We start from the raw sequence: 204 nt of genomic DNA, 5'->3' as shown, positions 1-204 counted from the left end.
GATCTCCTCCACCGCCGTCACCGGAGCCCTAAACACCGCAGCCTCGAACACCGGCGCCGGCAACAACTTCCGATCCAACTTCCCCGAAGCATTCAGCGGAAACGCATCCAGCACCATGATCTGCGACGGCACCATGTACGACGGAAGGGCTTCTCGTGCCGAGTTCAGAACTGCCGAAGAATCCACCGCAGTTCCGATGACGTA

At 59.8% G+C, this 204-nt stretch carries 1 protein-coding gene; it reads right to left on the bottom strand.

Features of this window, described 5'->3' with window-relative positions:
* The coding region (locus tag QM609_RS29190) for a hypothetical protein (RefSeq protein WP_283337666.1) at nt 1-204 on the bottom strand (204 nt) is incomplete at both ends.

Origin of the sequence: Rhodococcus sp. IEGM 1302 (assembly GCF_030056935.1) — a bacterium.
GTDB lineage: Bacteria > Actinomycetota > Actinomycetes > Mycobacteriales > Mycobacteriaceae > Rhodococcus_F > Rhodococcus_F qingshengii.
This window is presented reverse-complemented; position numbering and strand designations above follow the sequence as displayed.